This is a genomic window from Streptomyces sp. NPDC050423 (assembly GCF_040655445.1).
GTDB lineage: Bacteria > Actinomycetota > Actinomycetes > Streptomycetales > Streptomycetaceae > Streptomyces.
In genome coordinates this window covers 49,824-65,104 of the sequence record NZ_JBFAJY010000022.1, presented here as the reverse complement: position 1 = coordinate 65,104, position 15,281 = coordinate 49,824, and the positions used below count along the sequence as shown (strand labels likewise).

The 15,281-nt window shown below is 72.9% G+C and carries 14 protein-coding genes and 1 riboswitch; of the genes, 9 read left to right on the top strand and 5 right to left on the bottom strand.

Going from position 1 to position 15,281, the window contains the following annotated elements; all coding sequences use genetic code 11:
- The first annotated feature begins 100 nt into the window (after window positions 1-100).
- The 5 genes from AB0I52_RS18125 to AB0I52_RS18105 all read left to right on the top strand — a co-directional run bounded on the left by AB0I52_RS18125 (window position 101) and on the right by AB0I52_RS18105 (window position 6,079).
- Complete coding sequence (locus AB0I52_RS18125; protein ID WP_363073662.1) at window positions 101-862, top strand: ATP-binding cassette domain-containing protein; 762 nt, start codon at window positions 101-103, stop codon at window positions 860-862.
- On the top strand, window positions 834-2,921 hold the full coding sequence (locus tag AB0I52_RS18120) for a YhgE/Pip domain-containing protein (RefSeq protein ID WP_363073660.1): 2,088 nt from the start codon (window positions 834-836) through the stop codon (window positions 2,919-2,921). Before AB0I52_RS18125 ends, AB0I52_RS18120 begins: the two co-directional genes overlap by 29 nt.
- A 29-nt stretch (window positions 2,922-2,950) precedes the next feature.
- Entirely contained in the window at window positions 2,951-3,562 is a 612-nt protein-coding gene (locus AB0I52_RS18115) for a TetR/AcrR family transcriptional regulator (protein ID WP_362953569.1), read from the top strand.
- A gap of 353 nt (window positions 3,563-3,915) precedes the next feature.
- Window positions 3,916-4,533 carry a DUF4126 domain-containing protein gene (locus AB0I52_RS18110; protein ID WP_363073658.1) on the top strand — a complete coding sequence of 206 codons (618 nt, stop codon included), beginning with the start codon at window positions 3,916-3,918 and terminating at the stop codon, window positions 4,531-4,533.
- 31 nt (window positions 4,534-4,564) lie between these two features.
- Window positions 4,565-6,079 (top strand): NAD(P)/FAD-dependent oxidoreductase, encoded by a 1,515-nt coding sequence (locus AB0I52_RS18105; protein ID WP_363073656.1) that lies wholly within the window; start codon window positions 4,565-4,567, stop codon window positions 6,077-6,079.
- 117 nt (window positions 6,080-6,196) lie between these two features.
- Here AB0I52_RS18105 and AB0I52_RS18100 read toward each other — a convergent pair whose 3' ends face one another.
- The 5 genes from AB0I52_RS18100 to AB0I52_RS18080 form a co-directional block, all read right to left on the bottom strand.
- Window positions 6,197-7,141, bottom strand: a complete 945-nt coding sequence (locus AB0I52_RS18100) for a hypothetical protein (protein WP_363073654.1) — start codon at window positions 7,139-7,141, stop codon at window positions 6,197-6,199.
- A gap of 50 nt (window positions 7,142-7,191) precedes the next feature.
- Window positions 7,192-8,109, bottom strand: coding sequence for a methylenetetrahydrofolate reductase [NAD(P)H] (metF, locus tag AB0I52_RS18095; protein ID WP_363073652.1), 918 nt, complete (start codon window positions 8,107-8,109; stop codon window positions 7,192-7,194).
- 146 nt (window positions 8,110-8,255) lie between these two features.
- Window positions 8,256-8,909: a thiamine phosphate synthase gene (gene thiE, locus AB0I52_RS18090; protein ID WP_363073650.1), complete on the bottom strand. Its 654-nt coding sequence runs from the start codon at window positions 8,907-8,909 to the stop codon at window positions 8,256-8,258.
- A 95-nt stretch (window positions 8,910-9,004) separates the two neighbouring features.
- Window positions 9,005-9,370, bottom strand: a complete 366-nt coding sequence (locus AB0I52_RS18085) for an Rv2175c family DNA-binding protein (protein ID WP_363073648.1) — start codon at window positions 9,368-9,370, stop codon at window positions 9,005-9,007.
- Between the two features lie 198 nt (window positions 9,371-9,568).
- Window positions 9,569-10,834, bottom strand: a complete 1,266-nt coding sequence (locus tag AB0I52_RS18080) for an FAD-dependent oxidoreductase (protein ID WP_363073646.1) — start codon at window positions 10,832-10,834, stop codon at window positions 9,569-9,571.
- A gap of 109 nt (window positions 10,835-10,943) precedes the next feature.
- Window positions 10,944-11,056, top strand: a riboswitch (TPP riboswitch).
- On the opposite strand from AB0I52_RS18080, the gene thiO reads away from it, so the two are divergent.
- From thiO to pknB, 4 genes are all read left to right on the top strand, one after another.
- Window positions 11,054-12,232, top strand: coding sequence for a glycine oxidase ThiO (thiO, locus tag AB0I52_RS18075; protein ID WP_363073731.1), 1,179 nt, complete (start codon window positions 11,054-11,056; stop codon window positions 12,230-12,232). (Overlaps the previous riboswitch by 3 nt.)
- Window positions 12,229-12,447, top strand: coding sequence for a sulfur carrier protein ThiS (gene thiS / locus AB0I52_RS18070; RefSeq protein ID WP_363073644.1), 219 nt, complete (start codon window positions 12,229-12,231; stop codon window positions 12,445-12,447). Before thiO ends, thiS begins: the two co-directional genes overlap by 4 nt.
- 2 nt (window positions 12,448-12,449) lie before the next feature.
- The gene (locus tag AB0I52_RS18065; protein ID WP_363073642.1) at window positions 12,450-13,244 is read left to right on the top strand and encodes a thiazole synthase; all 795 of its coding nucleotides are present in this window, start codon (window positions 12,450-12,452) and stop codon (window positions 13,242-13,244) included.
- 122 nt (window positions 13,245-13,366) lie between these two features.
- Window positions 13,367-15,277: a Stk1 family PASTA domain-containing Ser/Thr kinase gene (gene pknB / locus AB0I52_RS18060; protein WP_363073640.1), complete on the top strand. Its 1,911-nt coding sequence runs from the start codon at window positions 13,367-13,369 to the stop codon at window positions 15,275-15,277.
- Window positions 15,278-15,281 lie beyond the last annotated feature (4 nt).

Below are 15,281 nucleotides of genomic sequence, written 5' to 3'. Positions count from 1 at the left end.
ATCGGCTTCGATCACCGCCTGACCTGGGGTTTTGCTTGGATCGCGAGTTCGGGCTACCTTTTTGCACTGACCAGTCAGTTCAAAAGAACGGAGAGGGCTTGTGGACAGCCCGCACGGGGCAGCTGTCGCCGCCGAGAACCTCGGCCTCAAGGGGCCGCGCGGCTGGGCCTTCCGCGGTGTGACCTTCGGCGCCGGCCCCGGCTCCCTGATCGCGGTCCAGGGCCCGTCCGGCTCCGGCCGCACCTGCCTGCTGCTCGCCCTCACCGGCCGGATGCGCTCCACCGAGGGCCACGCCGAGACCGCCGGCCTGCGCCTGCCGCGCCGGGCCGCCGCCGTACGACGCATCGCCGCCCTGGGACCCGTGCCCGGGGTCAGCGAGCTCGACCCGGCCTTCACGGTCGCCGAGCACCTGCGCGAACGCGCCCTGCTCCAGCGCCGCTTCGACGGCTCCCCGCGCGCCCTGCTGCGACCGCGCCGCGAGCGCGCCGCCACGGCAAGGGCCCGGATCGACGCGGCGCTGGACGCCGCCGGACTCGACCCCGCCACGCTGCCCAAGGCCGAGCGGACCTCCGTACGGGACCTTGAACGGCTGGAGGCCCTGCGGCTCTCGCTCGCCCTCGCGCTGATCGGCCGGCCGGCCCTGATCGCGGTGGACGACGCCGACCTCAAGCTCCGCGACGCCGAGCGCGTCGAGGCCTGGGAGCTGCTGCGCTCCCTGGCCGCCGACGGCACCACCGTGCTGGCCGTGTGCGGCGAGGCCCCCGAGGACGCGGTCACCGTACGCACGGATACCGACGGCACCACCGACACCACGGACGACGAAGGGACGGCCGATGCGTTCGCCGAGACTGGCCACTCTTGAGCTGAGGCGCTTCGGCAGGGGGAGACTGCCGCGAGCGGCCCTGGCCGCACTTCTGCTGCTGCCCCTGCTCTACGGCGCCCTGTACCTGTGGTCGTTCTGGGACCCGTACGGCCGCCTGGACCGCATCCCGGTCGCCCTGGTCAACGACGACAAGGGCGCCACCGCCGAGGGCAAGCGCATCGCCGCCGGGGACGAGATCACCGGCAAGCTGCTCGACTCCAAGGTCTTCGACTGGCACGAGGTGAGCGCCGCCGAGGCCGGCAAGGGCGTCGAGGACGGTACGTACTACCTCTCGCTGACCATGCCGTCGGACCTCAGCAGTCGCATCGCCTCCAGCGCGGGCGACTCCCCCGAGACCGGTGCGCTCCAGGTGCGCACCAACGACGCGAACAACTACATCGTCGGCCAGATCTCCCGGACGGTCTTCTCCGAGGTCCGCACCGCCGCCTCGGCCAACGCCTCGCGCGGCTTCCTCGACCGGATCTTCATCAACTTCTCCGATCTCCACGACGCGACGGCGAAGGCGGCCAGGGGCGCCGACGATCTCAAGGGCGGGATCGGCAAGGCGAAGAAGGGCTCGAAGGACCTCGCGGACGGGCTGAAGGACGCGAAGGCCGGCAGCAGCAGGCTGGCCGGCGGCATCGTCAAGCTGAACACGGGCGCGGGCGACCTGGAGACCGGCTCGCGCCAGGTCGCGGACGGCACCCAGCTCCTCGCCGACAAGGTCAACGGGGTGGCGGCCGATGTCCGCCCGTTCCTGAAGGACAACGGGAAGTCGATCAGTGACACGGCCAGGCTGGTCTCCGATTCCTCGCGGACCGTACGGGACAACCTCGACGTGCTGGTGAAGGCCGCGCCCGCCGCAGCCACCGCCGCGCACACGGCCTCCGACGATCTCGCCGACGTCCACCGCACCCGGTGCGAGGAGCAGCCGCTCCCCGACCCCACCGTCTGTCCGCCGCTGAAGCGGGCCGTGACGGCTGCGGCCGATGTCGCGGCCGTGGCCGACGACGTGAACGTCCTGGTCGAGAACCAGCACGGGGACCTCAAGAAGCTGCGCGGCCGGCTGACCGCCCTTCAGGAGCAGGCCGACGCCCTCGCCGAGCGCTCACCGCATCTCGACGAGGACCTGGAGAGCGCGGTCAAGAAGATCAACGCGCTCAACACCGGCGCCCACAAGGTCGCCAAGGGCGCCGGTCAGCTGCACACCGGGCTGGCCACGGCCAAGTCGGGCTCGGCCGAGCTGAACACCGGCGTCGGGGACCTCAAGAAGGGCGCGACGAGCCTGGACAGCGGAATGATCCGGCTCGGCGACGGTTCCGCCACGCTCGCCCAGGGCCTCAACGACGGGGTCGGCAAGATCCCCGACTACGACAAGAAGGACCGCGACGCCCGTACGGGAGTCATGTCCGACCCGGTGCAGCTGGCCTCCAAGTCACTGCACGCCGCACCCGACTACGGCACCGGCTTCGCCCCCTACTTCATCCCGCTCTCCCTCTGGGTCGGCGCGATGGTGGCGTACATGCTGATCCAGCCGCTCAACCGGCGCGCGCTGGCAGCGGGGGCCCCGGCCTGGCGGATCGCCCTCGCGGGCTGGCTGCCGGTGGCCGCGATCGGCCTGCTCCAGGTGGCCGCGCTGATGTCCGTACTGCACTGGGGACTCGGTCTCCAGATGGTCCGGGCCGCCGGGACGATCGGCTTCCTGGCACTGGTGACCTGCTGCTTCGCCGCGATCGTGCAGTGGCTGAACGCCCGCTTCGGGGCGGCGGGACGCATCCTCGTACTCGCGGTGCTGATGCTCCAGCTGACCTCGGCCGGGGGTACGTACCCCGTGCAGACCAGTCCGGGCTTCTTCAACGCGATCCACCCCTACCTGCCGATGAGCTACGTCGTCGAGGGGCTGCGCCGGCTGATCACGGGCGGCGGGCTCGGCCCGGTCTGGCACGGCAGCGCGGTACTACTGGCCTTCACCGCGGGCGCGCTCGCACTGACCGCGGTCTCGGCGCGCCGCAAGCAGATGTGGACACTGGAGCGGCTCCACCCGGAACTGAGCCTGTGAGCCCCCCGGGACCTGTGAGAATCAGGAGCATGGAAAGCAGTAGCACCACGCGCCGCCAGGCCACCCGGCAGAAGCTCTACGAGGCGGCCGTGACCCTCATCGCCGAGAAGGGCTTCTCGGCCACCACCGTGGACGAGATCGCCGAACGCGCCGGGGTCGCCAAGGGAACGGTCTACTACAACTTCAAGAGCAAGACCGAACTCTTCGAGGAACTGCTGCGCCACGGCGTCGGGCTGCTCACCTCCTCGCTGCGCTCCGCGGCCGAGGAGACCGACGAGCGCGGTGGCAGCCGGGTCGAGGCGCTGGACGCCATGATCCGGGCCGGCCTGGCGTTCATCGACCGCTATCCCGCCTTCACCCAGCTGTACGTGGCCGAGCTGTGGCGCACGAACCGGGCCTGGCAGGCGACCCTGCTGGTGGTGCGCCAGGAAGCCGTCGCCGTGGTCGAGGACGTACTCAAGGAGGGGGTCGCGGGCGGCGAGCTCAGCGAGGAGATCGACATCCCGCTGACGGCGGCCGCGCTGGTCGGCATGGTGCTGGTGGCGGCGCTGGACTGGCAGGCGTTCCAGCCGGAGCGGTCGATCGACGACGTCCACTCGGCGCTGTCCCTGCTGCTGCACGGGCGGGTCAGCGGGCGCTGACCGCGCTCCGCGCGGACACACGACGACGCCGGTCCGACGGGGCTCGGTCCCCCCGAGCCTCGCCTGACCGGCGTCATCCGTGCTGCCGGAGAACCTTCCCCCGTGACCCCGTTGTCCCCCGTGGTCCCGGGTCCTCCGTCGCGCACCCCCGTTCCGGACTGGGTGCCGCACCTGCTCCGCCGCCCCGTGCCGGCGGTACCGGCGCAGCGCCCCTTCCGTGGTCCCCACTCTGCCGTCCGCGCAGGTCGCGGCCCATCCGCGTAACTACTCATCCCGGCCTCTGGGTACGGATACTCAGGCCTGCGCACCCAAGCGCTCCCGCGGCGGTGCGCCGACTGGTTACGATCGCGTCCGTGTCCGTACTTCCCCTGGTGTTCACGAGCGGCTGGGCGAGCGGGATCAACGCCTACGCGGTGGTCCTCCTGCTCGGCGTCTTCGGTGCGACCGGTGTCACCGACGAGGTGCCCGACTCGCTCCAGCGCACCGATGTGCTCGTCGTGGCCGGTGTGCTCTTCCTGTGCGAGATGGTGGCCGACAAGATCCCGTACGTGGACTCGGTCTGGGACACGGCGCACACCTTCGTCAGGCCGCTCGCCGGAGCGGTCGTCGCGGCGCTGCTGGCGGGCGCGGACGGTTCGCTGCCGGAGCTCGCGGCGGGGGCCGTCGGCGGTTCCACCGCGCTGATGAGCCATCTGGTGAAGGCCGGCACCAGGATGGCGGTCAACACCTCCCCCGAGCCGTTCAGCAATATCGCCATGAGCGCGGTCGAGGACCTGGGCGTGGCCGCGGTGGTCACGTTCGCCATCTTCCATCCGGTGATCGCGGCCGGCATCGCCGGGACACTGCTGCTGTCCGGCCTGCTGATACTGGCCTTCCTGGCCTCCCGCATCCGCCGCTTCCTGCGCCGCAGAGCGCAACGGCGGGAGGAGGGGCGGCCGGCCTCCGCCGTTTCCCAGTGGCCTGACGGCTGAGCTGTCAGTGGCGGCCGTTAAGGTCGCTGCCATGGCACGTATTGCGGTGATCGGCGCCGGGATGGGCGCGATGTCGGCGGCGGCCCGGCTGGCCGTGGCAGGCCACCGGGTGACGGTGTACGAGCGGTCGGAGACCTTCGGCGGCTCGGTCGGCCGTCATGCCCGGGGCGGCTTCGCGTTCGACACCGGGCCCTGTCTGCTGCATCTGCCCGCGGTCTACCGCGACCTGTTCGTGAAGACGGGCAAGGAGCCGCTGGAGCGGTGCGTCACCCTGACCCAGGTCGATCCGGCGAGCCGCCACGTCTTCGCGGACGGCACCGCGGTGTCGCTGCCGAACGCCTCGCGGGCCGGGGTCGTCGAAGCGCTGAACGGCGCGCTCGGGGAGGGCGCCGGTGCGAGATGGGGCGCGTTCCTGGACCGGGCCGGGGATGCCTGGGACCGGTCCAGGCGGCCGTTGCTGGAGGAGCCGCTGCGGCCCGACTGGCAGGTGCTGGCCCGCGATCCGTACCCGGCGCTGGTACGGCGGCGGCTGCTGCGCCCGGCGTCGCGGGCCGGCACGGTGGCGGAGGTCGGCTCCCGGGAGCTGGCGGACCCCCGGCTGGCCGCTCTCCTCGACGGGTACGCGCTGTCCTACGGCCTGGATCCGCTGCACGCCCCGGCGAGCGCGGCCCTGCTGCCGTACATGGAGGAGACGTTCGGCAGCTGGTACGTCTCCGGCGGCATGCGGGCGCTGGCGCAGGCGGTGTACGAGCGGTGCCTGGCGCGGAAGGTGGAGTTCGTCTTCGGCGCCGAGGTGGCGCGGGTGGTGGAGAAGGACGGCCGGGCGGCGGGCGTGGAGCTGACCGACGGGACGGTCGCCGAGGCCGCCCACGTGGTGCTCGGAGCCCGTCCGCACCCGGGGCTGATGCCCGGTCAGGAGATCTGGCAGGACGGCGACGTGACGGTTCAGCCGCGGCCGGGCGGCGGGGCGGCGGGCCGGTTCCTGGTCCTGCTGTCGCTGCGCGGCGCCCGTGCCGCGGATGCCGTGCACCGGACGCTGGTGCACCCGGCGGACGGGGCGGCCGAGCGCGCGGCGGTGTTCGGGGGCCGGCTCGCCGAGCACCCCACGGTGACGGTGCTGCGCCCCGATGATCCCTCGACCCGTCCCGACGCGGCCCACGAGGCCGTGACGCTGATGGCGACGGTCGCGCCGCACGGCCCGGTGGACTGGACGGACGCCGCGCTGCGGGCGCGGTACGCGGACACCCTGATCGACACGGCGGGCGCGGCCGTGCCCGGTCTGCGGGACCGGATACTCCGCACGGAGGTGCGGACGCCCGCGGAGACCGAGGCGGAGACCGGTGCGGAGGGGGGCTCGGTTCCCCCGCCCACGCTGGCCGGGGCCGGCGGCGGGTATCTGCACCCGGGGAACCGCACCCGGGTGCCGGGGCTGCTGCTGGCGGGCGGCTGGGCGCATCCGGGCGGCGGCCTGGCGCACGCGGGGATGTCGGGGACGCTGGTCGCGGGGCTCATCGTCGAGGGGGAGGGGTTCCGCGGCTCCCAATGAGGCGGCGGGGACCGGGGAGCGGTGACCTGCCGTCAGGCAGCGGGGACCGGGGAAGCGGTGACCGGCCGTCAGACGACGGGGACCGGGGAAGCGGTGACCGGCCGTCAGACGACGGTGTCAGTAGCGGTACTGGTCGTTGTGGCCGGTGTCGTAGCCGTTCGGGTACTGGGCGGGCTGTACGGGCTGTTCCGGGGGCATCGGGGGGTGGTACTGCTCGCCCTCGCGCTGCTGCGGCACCCAGACGCCGCCCGGCGGGGTCTCGGGAGCGTACTGCTGGGACTGGGCGTACGGGTCGGCGTACTGCTCCCGACCGCCGTTGCTGTCGTGGTTCCCGTAGCTGTCGTACGTGCCGTACTGCGGTGCGCCCGCGGTCGTACCGGTGCCGATGTACGGGTCGGAGTAGGCGGCGTACTGCTGCCCCGCCGTGCCGTAGTCGTACTGCCCGGCTCCCGCGTAGCCGTCCTGGCCCGCGTAGGTGTCCTGGCCGGCGTAGGTGCCCTGGCCCTGCGCCGGGTACGCGGAGTAGTCGGTGTAGGGGTCGTAGGCGGCGTACTGCGGCTGGCCCTGGGGCTGTTGGGGCTCCTGGTGCTGTTCCTGGTGCTGCCCCTGCTGCGGCCGCGGGTCGGTGTAGACGCCGTACTGCCCGGTGTCGTCCGGCAGGGGCTCCGGCGCGTAGACCGCCGCCGGATCCTGCGGGACGTGGGACGGCTCCGGCGGTGTGCCGGGGTCGTACTCCGTCTCCAGGTCCGAGACCTGGAGACGCGGCTCGCGGTCCCCGCCGCCCCGGCGGCGACGGCTCTCACCGGGGCTGCCCCCTATGGCCCAGCCGGTCGAGAAACCGCGCCGGAAGGAGAGCGTGACGTACATCTGGCCGGTCGCGAAGGCGATCGCGCCGATCGCGATGACGGGCACGGACGGGATCAGGACACCGATGACCACACCGACGAAGCCGGTGAAGGCGAGCAGACGCCAGCGCAGCCGCGCCTTGTACTGGAGCAGCACCTCGCCGAGCAGCCACAGCGCAACGATGCCGAACGCGATGTAGAGGACCGTCCAGCCCATGCCCGCCCCCTTCTACGGCCACCGCCCCTGATCGCGGCGGGTACGGCCGGTCACGACTGCTTGTGCAGTCCGAGATTTTCGTAGATTTCGAGCGTCGCCGTCGAGTTGTTCAACGTGATGAAGTGCAGCCCGGGGACACCCTCGGACAGCAGCTTCGCGCAGAACCGCGTTGCGAAGTCGATGCCAATGGAGCGTACAGCGGCGGGATCGTCCTTGGCGGCGAGGATGCGTTCTTTCAGGTCCGCGGGCAGGCTCGCGTTGCTGAGCTGCGGGAATCGCTCCAATTGGCGGACGCTCGTGAGGGGCATCACCTCGGGAATGACCGGGGTTTCGCAACCGGCGGCGACCACCCGGTCACGCATCCGCAGGTAGTCCTCGGGGTCGAAGAACATCTGCGTGATCGCATAGTCCGCACCGGCGCGGCACTTGTCCACGAAGTGCCGGATGTCGGTGTCCCAGTCGGCGGAGCGCGGATGCATCTCGGGGAACGCCGCGACGCCGACACAGAAGTCGCCGGATTCCTTGATCAGCCGGACGAGGTCGGCCGCGTACCGCACCCCCTGCGGGTGCTCGATCCACGGGCCCATCGGGTCGCCCGGCGGGTCCCCGCGCACGGCGAGGATGTTCCGGATTCCGGCGTCCGCGTACTGACCGACCATGTTGCGCAGTTCGGCGATGGAGTGGTTCACCGCTGTGAGGTGCGCGACCGGGGTGAGGGTGGATTCGGCGGCGATGTCCTGCGTCGCCTTCACCGTCCCGGCCCGGGTGGACCCACCGGCTCCGTACGTCACCGAGACGAAGCTCGGTCCCACTGCCTCGATCCGGCGCAGCGCGTTCCAGAGATTGCGCTCGCCCTTCTCGGTCTTGGGCGCCCAGAACTCGAAGGAGTGCAAGGTCTCGCCGGTCGCGAGCATCTCACGCACGGTGCGCGCGCGATCTGTCCTGGTGGAAGGTGTGCCAAGGGCCATAACGGCAGGTTAACCAGGGCGTGGCGGCCACCCAACCGAACCGGCAGGATTTGCCCGAATTGACCGGTACTTGTCCACGCTTCGGACACCGATGCCCCAAACGCGTCGCTCGGGCGGCCCCGCCCCGCCCCGGTGTGTCCGCCGGATCAGGCGTCGGCGCGGGCCCGGATCCTTTCGGCCAGCTCAGCGGCGGCGGCAGCGGGGTCCGCGGCCTCGGTGAGGGCCCGTACGACGACGACGCGGCGCGCTCCGGCGTCCAGCACCTCGTCGAGATTGCCGGCGTCGATCCCGCCGATGGCGAACCACGGACGCGCCGGGGCGAGCGAGGCGGCGTACCGGACGAGGCCGAGGCCGGGTGCGGGCCGGCCGGGCTTGGTCGGGGTGGGCCAGCAGGGGCCGGTGCAGAAGTAGTCCACGCCGGGCTCGGTGACGGCGGCGTCGACCTCGGCCTCGGCGTGCGTGGAGCGGCCGACGATCACGTCCTGGCCGATGATCGCGCGGGCGGCGGGCACCGGCAGGTCGCCCTGGCCCAGATGCAGCACGCCGGAGCCGATGGCATGGGCGACGTCGGCCCGGTCGTTGACCGCGAGGAGCCTGCCGTGCCGCTTGCAGGCGTCGGCGAGGACCGCGAGGTGTTCGAGCTCCTCGGCCGCCTCCATCCCCTTGTCGCGGAGCTGGACGATGTCCACCCCGCCGGAGAGGACGGCGTCGAGGAACTCGGGGAGGTCCCCCTGGCGCCTGCGGGCGTCCGTGCACAGATAGAGCCGGGCATCGGACAGCGGCGCGCGAGGCGTGGACATGGCGAGTTCCCCCGGGAGAGCGATGACGTTCGGTGAGCGGTGCGGAAGTGGTGCGGGCCGCACCGTGCGGCCCGCACCACCTGTACGGCTGTCGGTCAGACGGCGAGCGCCTGGGCGCGGCGCTTCACCTCCGTGCCGCGATTCTCACTCAGCGCCTGCGCGGGCGTGCCCGGCAGGCTCGGGTCGGGAGTGAAGAGCCATTCCAGCATCTCCTTGTCGGAGTAGCCGTCGTCCCTCAGGAGCGTCAGGGTCCCGGTAAGACCCTTGACCACCTTGTCACCGTCGATGAAGGCGGCAGGCACCTGGAGTGCCCGGTTCTCACCACGTCGTACGGCGATCAGCTGGCCCTCCTTGACCAGCTGCCGCACACGCGTCACCTCGATATCGAACATTTCGGCGATATCGGGAAGGTAGAGCCAGGCAGGGACGAGAGCATCGATCTTTGCGTCAATCTCGGTCACGGGACAAGCCTGCCATCCCGGACTGACAGCCGATACCCGGACTCAGCCCTTCAGGGCCTCGCGCGGCGCGGCAGTGGCGCCGGCGGCCGGCCGCGAGCCGGCCACGGGCGGCCGTCGGGGAGGGCGAGTGCCGGGCTCCGGTGTCCGTTTCGGTGCAGGCCCCGTCGGCCGACCGGACGGCACCGGCGGTGCGGGCTCCTACTGCCGGGCCGCCGACTTCAGCGGTACGGACGCGTCACCGGCCCGCTCCGGATCGAGCCGGGTGCCCGCCTCGATGAGCTTGCGCCCCTGGATCAGGTCGCGCGGCCGGCCTACGGCGAGCACCGCGACCAGGACGCCGTCGCGCAGCCAGCACACCGACCAGGCGGGGCCGGCCGGATCGCCGCGCCACAGCAGGGTGTCCGCGCCGTCGTGGTGACCCGCGTACTGGACGAACCGGCCGAACTGCTCGGACCAGAAGTACGGCACGGGGTCATAGGCGGGCGACTCCGCCCCGTCCCCGCCGGCCGCGCCGATGATCTGGGCGGCAGCGGTCCGGGGCCCCTGGAGGGCATTGTCCCAGTGGTGGACCAGCAGACGCACCCCGTAGCGCGCGGACGGGAACGAGGCACAGTCGCCGACGGCGTACACGTCGGGCAGCGAGGTGCGCAGCGCCGCGTCGGCGGTCACCGATCCGTCGGGCCCGAGCCCGACGCCGGAGCCGGCCAGCCAGCCGGTGGCGGGCCGTGCGCCGATCCCGACGACGACCGCGTCGGCCGGGAGCGTGCGCCCGTCCGCCAGGACCACGCCGCCGGGCTCGACGCGGGCCACCCGCGCCCCGGTGAGGAGTGCGGCGCCGCTCTCCGCGTACCAGGCGGCCATCGGAGCGGCGACCTCGGCGGGCAGGGCGCCCGCGAGGGGGCGTTCGGCGGCCTCGACGACGGTGACCTCGCAGCCCGCGGCGCGGGCCGCGGTGGCGAACTCGGCGCCGATCCAGCCCGCGCCGACGACCACCACGGTGTGCCGCGCCTCCAGGACGGGCCGCAGCCGCGCCGCGTCGTCCAGGGTGCGCAGCAGATGGACGCCCGGCACGCCCCCGGAACCCGGCAGCACGACGGGTTCGGCGCCGGTGGCGATGACGAGGACGTCGTAGGGGACGGGCCCCGCGGAGGTGTCCAGCTCGTGGTCTGCGGCGCGCAGGCCGGTGACCTCGTGGCCCAGCCGCAGCGCGATGCCCAGTGCCTCGAAGTCGATGTCGAAGGCGGATTCCTCGGCCTTGCCGAGCAGTACCGCCTTGGACAGCGGGGGACGGTCGTAGGGCTGATGGGGTTCGGCTCCGATCAGGGTGACGGCGCCGGTGAAGCCCTGCTCCCGCAGGGCCACCGCCGTCTGCACGCCCGCCATGCCCGCGCCGACGACGACCACCCGCCGCCCCGCCCGCTCCGACTGCCGCTCCGGCCGCTCTGCCCGCTGCTGCTCGTTCACCCGTCCACCTTAATCATCTGACGAACCGTCAGGAAAGAGGTCCGCCGCCGTGCTCGCACCCACCGCCCTCCCGGGACCCTCCGCGGGACGGGGTCTAGGGTGGCCCACGTAAAGCACTCGCGGGAGCCCGGACGCACCGGGCTGAGAGGGAGGCTGGACGGCCTTCGACCGTACGAACCTGATCCGGGTCATGCCGGCGAAGGGAGGGGCTGGATGCCCATGCGCACCCACCGCGCGAGCGGGTCCGACGTCCTCGTCATCGGGGGCGGCATCATCGGCCTGGTGACCGCCTGGCGGTCCGCGCAGCGCGGCCTGGCCACCGCGGTCGTCGATCCCGGTCCCGGCGGCGGGGCCGCCCGGGTCGCGGCCGGGATGCTGGCCGCCGTCACCGAACTGCACTACGGCGAAGAGCTGCTGCTGGGTCTCAACGTCGACTCCGCCGCGCGCTATCCGGCGTTCGCGGCCGAGCTGGAGGCCGCGAGCGGACAGGACATCGGCTACCGCGCCTGCGGCACCCTGGCCGTCGCGCTGGACACCGACGACCGCGCCCATCTGCGGGAACTGCACGAGCTCCAGCGCCGGTCGGGGCTGGAGACCGAATGGCTCACCGGCCGTGAGTGCCGGCGCCTGGAGCCGATGCTCGCGCCGGGCGTACGCGGCGGACTGCGGGTCGACGGCGACCACCAGGTCGACCCGCGCCGGCTGGCCGCCGCGCTGCTGACGGCGTGCGAGCGGGCCGGGGTCGTCTTCCACCGCCACCGGGCCGAACGGCTCTCGGTGGTGCGGGACCGGGCCACCGGGGCCGTACTCACCGACGGTTCGGAGCCGACGGCCGATCAGGTGGTGCTCGCCGCCGGCAGCCTCAGCGGCCGGCTCGCGGGGGTGCCGGACCACGTCCTGCCGCCCGTCCGCCCGGTCAAGGGCCAGGTGCTGCGGCTGACCGTACCCACCGCGTACGCCCCCTTCCTCAGCCGCACCGTGCGGGCCGTGGTCCGGGGCAGCCACGTCTACCTCGTGCCGCGCGAGAACGGCGAGCTGGTGATCGGCGCCACCAGCGAGGAAATGGGCTGGGACACCACCGTCACGGCGGGCGGGGTGTACGAGCTGCTGCGCGACGCCCACGAGCTGGTGCCCGGCATCACCGAGCTGCCGCTCACCGAGACCCTGGCCGGTCTGCGCCCCGCCTCCCCCGACAACGCCCCGCTGCTCGGCCGCACCGCGCTGCCCGGCCTCCACCTCGCCACCGGCCACCACCGCAACGGGGTGCTGCTCACTCCGGTCACCGGTGACGCCATGGCGCAGCTGCTGGCCGGCGGCGAGCTGCCCGAGGTGGCCCGCCCCTTCTCCCCCGGCCGTTTCGCGGCCGCCACCCCCGTACGACAGGAGCAGCCCGCATGACCGCACCCCTCGCCCTCTCCGTGTCCGTGAACGGCGAGGCCGTCGCCGTCGCCGCGGGCACCACCCTGGACGCCCTGGTGGCGACCCTGACCGAGGCGCCCTCGGGTGTCGCGGCCGCGCTGAACGAGACCGTCGTGCCGCGCGGCCGGTGGTCCGCCGCGGTGCTCGCCGACGGCGACCGGGTCGAGGTCCTGACCGCGGTCCAGGGAGGCTGACCGTGCCCGACGACCTCTTCGCCCTGGGGGGCGCCGTCCTCGGTTCCCGGCTGATCATGGGAACGGGCGGGGCGCCCAGCCTCGATGTGCTGGAACGCTCACTGATCGCCTCCGGCACCGAGCTGACCACCGTCGCGATGCGCCGCCTCGACCCGACCGTGCGGGGCTCCGTGCTCTGCGTACTGGAGCGGCTCGCCGTCCGCGTCCTGCCGAACACTGCGGGCTGCTTCACGGCGGGCGAGGCCGTGCTCACCGCCCGGCTGGCCCGCGAGGCGCTCGGCACCGACTGGGTCAAGCTGGAGGTGGTGGCCGACGAGCGGACCCTGCTGCCCGACCCGGTCGAACTGCTGGACGCCGCGGAGATCCTGGTGGACGACGGTTTCACCGTGCTGCCGTACACCAATGACGATCCGGTGCTGGCCCGGAAGCTGGAGGACGTGGGGTGCGCGGCGGTCATGCCGCTCGGCTCCCCCATCGGCTCGGGGCTGGGCATCCGCAATCCGCACAACTTCCAGCTGATCGTCGAGCAGGCCCGGGTCCCGGTGATCCTGGACGCGGGCGCCGGGACGGCTTCGGACGCGGCGCTCGCCATGGAGCTGGGGTGCGCGGCCGTGATGCTCGCCTCGGCGGTGACCCGGGCCCAGGAGCCCGAGCTGATGGCCGCCGCGATGCGTCACGCGGTGGAGGGCGGGCGGCTGGCGTACCGCGCGGGGCGGATACCGCGCCGGCACTTCGCCGAGGCGTCGTCGCCGGTGGCGGGGCTGGCGGCGCTGGACCCGGAACGCCCGGCGTTCTGACACCGGGTACCGCGGCTCCGGCGGCGGTGGATCGCGTGTCCCTGTCACGGCTCGGCTGCAGTACGACCCCAGGATCGCCCCGGCCCGTCGGTCGTGTCCGCGGCGGCTCGTAGACTCCCTGCGTGGATACGACCCTCCAGGACCCTCTCGTCGGGCAGCTGCTCGACGGCCGCTACCGCGTCGATGCCCGCATCGCCGTGGGCGGCATGGCCACGGTCTACCGGGCCATGGACACCCGCCTCGACCGGGTGCTCGCCCTCAAGGTGATGCACCCGGCGCTCGCGGCCGACGCCTCGTTCGTCGAGCGCTTCATCCGCGAGGCCAAGTCGGTGGCGGGGCTCGCGCACCCCAATGTGGTCGGGGTCTTCGACCAGGGGGCCCAGGGGCAGTACGTATACCTGGCCATGGAGTACGTCGCGGGCTGCACGCTGCGCGATGTGCTGCGCGAGCGCGGCGCACTGCAGCCGCGGGCCGCGCTGGACATCCTGGAGCCGGTGCTCGCCGCGCTCGGTGCCGCGCACCGGGCGGGCTTCGTACACCGTGACATGAAGCCGGAGAACGTACTCATAGGCGACGACGGCCGGGTCAAGGTCGCCGACTTCGGCCTGGTACGGGCCGTGGGCACGGTCACCAACACCACCGGGTCCGTCCTGGGCACCGTCTCCTATCTCGCCCCCGAGCAGATCGAGCGCGGCACCGCGGACACCCGCGCCGATGTCTACGCGTGCGGGGTGGTGCTGTACGAGATGCTCACCGGCGCCAAGCCGCACACCGGTGACTCCCCCGCCCAGGTCATCTACCAGCATCTGAACGAGGACGTCCCGGCTCCCTCGGCCCTCGTCCCGGGGCTCGCACCCGAGCTCGACGAGCTGGTGGCGAGCGCCACCGCGCGTGACCCCGAGGTCCGGCCGTTCGACGCGGTGGCCCTGCTCGCCGAGTCCCGACAGGCCCGCGCCGGCCTCACCGACGCCCAGCTGGACGCCGTACCGCCGCAGGCCCTGGCAGAGGTGCGCGACGCCGCCGAGGACCGCACGAGCGTGATTCCGCGGGTGCTGCCGCCCGGCCAGGGAACCGCCCACCACACCAGCCGGCTGGAGATGTCCCCGCCGCTGCCGCCGGACCGGCGGGCCGGGCTCCTCGGCGGGCCGCGGCGCGGCATCGTCGCCGCGGTCGTCGCCGTGCTGCTGGTCCTGGGGATCGGCGGCGGCGTCTGGTACATCAACTCCGGACAGTTCACCCACGTCCCCTCGGTGCTCGGCCAGAGCGAGCAGGCGGCCAAGGGACGGCTGTCGGACGCCGGCCTCGAACTGAAGGGCGTCGAGCGCGCCTACAGCGACACCGTCGACCGCGGCAAGGTGATCAACAGCGACCCGAAGTCGGCCGCCCGGATCCGGGGCAACGGCTCGGTGACACTCGTCGTCTCGCGCGGGCCCGAGATCGTGGAGGTGCCCGATGTCGAGGGCATCACGCTGGCCGAGGCCAGGCGGAAGCTGACGAAGGCGGGCCTGGTGCCCGGCATGACCACCAAGGAGTTCAGCGAGGACGCGGCGGCCGGTGAGGTGGTGCGGACGGATCCCGGGGCGGGCACCGAGCGCCACGCGGACAGCGCGGTCGCGATCGTGGTGTCCAAGGGCAGCCCGGTCGACGTCCCCGACGTCACCGGCCTCTCCGTCGAGGACGCCACCGACGCGCTGGACGAGGAGGGACTGAAGGCCAAGGTGCTGCCCGGCCGGGTGAACTCCCCCCAGGACGCGGGCGACATCGCCGAGCAGTCACCGGCCGAGGGCCAGGAGGCCGCCGAGGGCGACACCGTCACGCTGACGGTCTCCAAGGGCCCGCAGATGATCGATGTCCCGGACGTCACCGGAAAGAACGTCGACGACGCCCGCAGCGAGCTGGAGGACGCGGGCTTCGAGGTCAAGGTCGACCGCCCGTTCCTCTCCTTCAGCGACACGGTCGCGAGCCAGTCCGTCGACGGCGGCGACCGCGCCCCAGAGGGCAGCACCATCACCATCAAGACCAAGGGACTCTAGATCC